This is a genomic window from Methylomonas sp. BG-2 (assembly GCF_057766305.1).
In genome coordinates, this window is record NZ_JBYMAP010000339.1 from 1 (window position 1) to 3,183 (window position 3,183).

General features: G+C 49.5%; 2 protein-coding genes. One reads left to right on the plus strand and one right to left on the minus strand.

Translation table 11 applies throughout. From position 1 onward, the window contains the following. Positions 1 to 460 precede the first annotated feature (460 nt). Positions 461 to 1,549: a phosphatidylinositol-specific phospholipase C gene (locus AC3B8H_RS19775; protein ID WP_488443234.1), complete on the plus strand. Its 1,089-nt coding sequence runs from the start codon at positions 461 to 463 to the stop codon at positions 1,547 to 1,549. A 1,409-nt stretch (positions 1,550 to 2,958) separates the two neighbouring features. Here the strand turns inward: AC3B8H_RS19775 and AC3B8H_RS19780 are convergent. Continuing rightward, a partial coding sequence (locus AC3B8H_RS19780; RefSeq protein ID WP_488443235.1) for a hypothetical protein occupies positions 2,959 to 3,183 on the minus strand: 225 nt, incomplete at its 5' end.

The window sequence follows — 3,183 nt, forward strand, 5'->3', positions numbered from 1 at the left end:
CCGAAAAGTGGGCGTGGTCGGGCCGATTTTCAGCGCCCAGCAAACCCGGCATTTTTCAATTGATGGGAAAGGACACGAGCAAAATGCACTCCAGGCATCAAGCGACGTTACCGATGCGCTTTTCATATTGATTCATTAGCTCGGAATTCCGCGTGGGCACAAAAACCCTGCCCACCCTTGACTGTACGAAGACGAATTGAAGCTAGGGCATTGAAGTAACCGGCGCTGTTCGCTTCGAATCCGCTTAACGAGCGGCTGCAGTTACGACATTTCGTCATCACTACTGAATATCGTAGCGAAAACCCGGGAGTTTATCGGCTTTGCTCAACCGCTTATTTTAATATTTCCAAATAAATCCGCTATTTAAAATCATTTTGCCGATCTGGCACGGCGCTTGCCCCTCATATATCGATCGTTTTACTTAAATTAAATTTTTAAACATCCATATGAGGAAACAACCATGAAACTAAAATCTACCTTAGCCGCTTTAACCTTTGCCGGCATTACTTGCTTCAGCGGCAACGTATTATCCGATATTGATACGGCGGCTTATTCCCACGATCCCTATATTGGCGTTTACAATAAGGACCAATGGATGAAGACGCTGCCGGATACTTTAAAGCTGAGTCAACTGTCGCTGCCTGGCACTCACAACTCCATGGCACGTTACGGCACCGACGTTGCGCAAACTCAATCGATGAGTTTGGCCGATCAACTAACCTCAGGAATTCGTGTGCTGGATATCCACTGCTGGCATAAAAATGATAGTTTTATCATTTCTTACGATGGCTTTACTCAAAAAGCCACGTTCCAGGATGTATTGAATACCGTGGACGATTTCTTGGCCGCGAATCCTAGCGAAACCGTGATTATTAAGGTCAAAGAGGGTATTGCCGGCGTCAATAATACCCGCAGTTTTGCCGACACGTATAATTACTACGTCGGCAAATATCCGTGTCTGTTTTTAACATTGCAAGACAATAATAATCCCACGCTAGCCGAGATGCGCGGTAAGGCCGTATTGTTGCAATACTTCGAAGGTCCGCTCGTCGGGATTTCTTATTCTACTATCAGCAACCAAGGCACGATTCAGGATAATTACAATTTGAAAACAAATTGGGATCTGTACGGAAAATGGGAACAAGTCAAGGCTCACTTCATGGCCGCCTCTACCGGCGATTCCAGTAAAATTTACATCAATTATCTGAGCGGTACGAACGGCGCCTTCCCCTATTTTGTCGCCAGCGGCCACAGCTCGCACGAAACCAACGCACCGCAATTATTGACCGGTTTAACCACACTGACCAACCCGAATACTTATCCGGATTTTCCAAGAGTCGGCTGCTTGAGTAAATTATGTTCCATCGCTTTCCTGGGGACCAATCAACTCAGCAGCAAATTCCTGTCGGATTTGGCTATCAATTACCAATCCATCAATCAGTTGTATACAAAATTGAACATCAATCTCAAGCTGACCAAACGGGTGGGTATAGTCATGATGGACTTTCCCGGCAAAAGTTTGGTGAATAACATCATTGCAATGAACTAAGTTCCGCTGAAAAAATAATTAGCTCATACTATCCAGCCCGCCCCTCAACTTCTCCGCAGCGCGCGAGTTTGAGGGGCGGTTTCGTTTTAAGCCCTTGGTAAGGTCGGTAATTGCGCGGACTGGGCTTCGTATCCTCGATTTCATCGACGCTACCCGGTCTTTGGAAACTTTTTTCGACTGCTTGGAAGCTGGCGATTAAAACAATGCAATAGCAATGGCCGAGAACAATTAAAAATTGGCCTGGAGCGAATATAGTAGCCGCCAAGCTGGCCCGCAGGCGGAAAACCAGGGGGAATTTTCGTAGCGAAAATCTCACGGCTGCCGGCCCGCCAACCGGCGTTAAATCAGGCCGCGCGATAGCGAAACCATATTCAGCCCAGTTTTAAATTCCGCGTGAGCACAAAAAGCCGTGCCCACCCTACCCGACTCCAGAACGTCCGGCACCAACCGGAACGGCACGCGATTCGTACCCTACCACGCTATCAAAATAGGTTGAACAACATTGCAAGCGCGATGGTTTTTGTCCCCTGATGCCGCGCCGAGCACCGGAGGGTTTGAGCGGGAATTGCCCGTTAGGGGCGCGGCAGGGATGCCGCGCGTTTTTGGAGGGCTATGGATAGCCCTTCCAAAAACCCCGCTCAAACCCGAAGGAGCGCAGGAGATAAGCGGCATGGGGTGGCTTTTTCTTTGGATATTTTCTTTTGGCCAAACACAAATTCGTCCGGAGCGAATTTGAACAGCCGATAGGCTGGCCCGAAGGGCGAAAACCAGGGATGGTTTTCGTAGCGAAAGTATCGCGGTTGCCGGTCCGCGAACCGGCATTAAATTAGGACTCGCGATAGCGAAACAATATTCAGCCAGGCCGTAAATTCCGCGTGGGCACAAAAAGCGTGCCCACCCTACCCGACTGGTTGAGCAACGTTGCAAGCGCGATAGGTTTTGTCCCCTAATGCCGCGCCGAGCACCGAAGGGTTTGAGCGGGAAATGCCCGACAGGGGCGCGGCAGGGATGCCGCGCGTTTTTGGAGGGCTAAGGATAGCCCTTCCAAAAACCCCGCTCAAACCCGCAGGCGCGCAGGATCAAAGCGGCATGGGGTGGCTTTTTCTTTGGATACTTTCTTTTGGCCAAACAAAAGAAAGTATCGCGGTTGCCGGTCCGCGAACCGGCGGTAAATCAGGCCTCGCGATAGCGAAACAATATTCAGCCCAGTTTTAAATTCCGCGTGGGCACAAAAACCGTGCCCACCCGACTTTCCCATACGTTGAATATGCCGGTGGGTTGATGACGCCTAACGCTAAGTTCAGTGGTGACCAGAACGGAGCCGGTCTTGCGCAATAAAATGTGCGCAGCACATTGCGCAAAATCGGCGGAGTGCAGGGCATCCACTGCAACGCCTGGTTATGCATTTTTTAGTTCTCATCTTCACTCAAGCTCGGCATCATTGAGAAGAACTTATTGCACCGCACTTGGATGTCAGAAATAGCGTCGGCCCGAAAAACTTCAGTGTGCAGCTTTTCACAATTGGATGTGATGCTTTCAATTGCTGTTTTCTCCCAAAGCAACTTGCAAGGCCACGTTTGAATTACAGTAGCAAATGGAGCGGAACACCTATGAGAGCGAAGACGTTCAGCGAT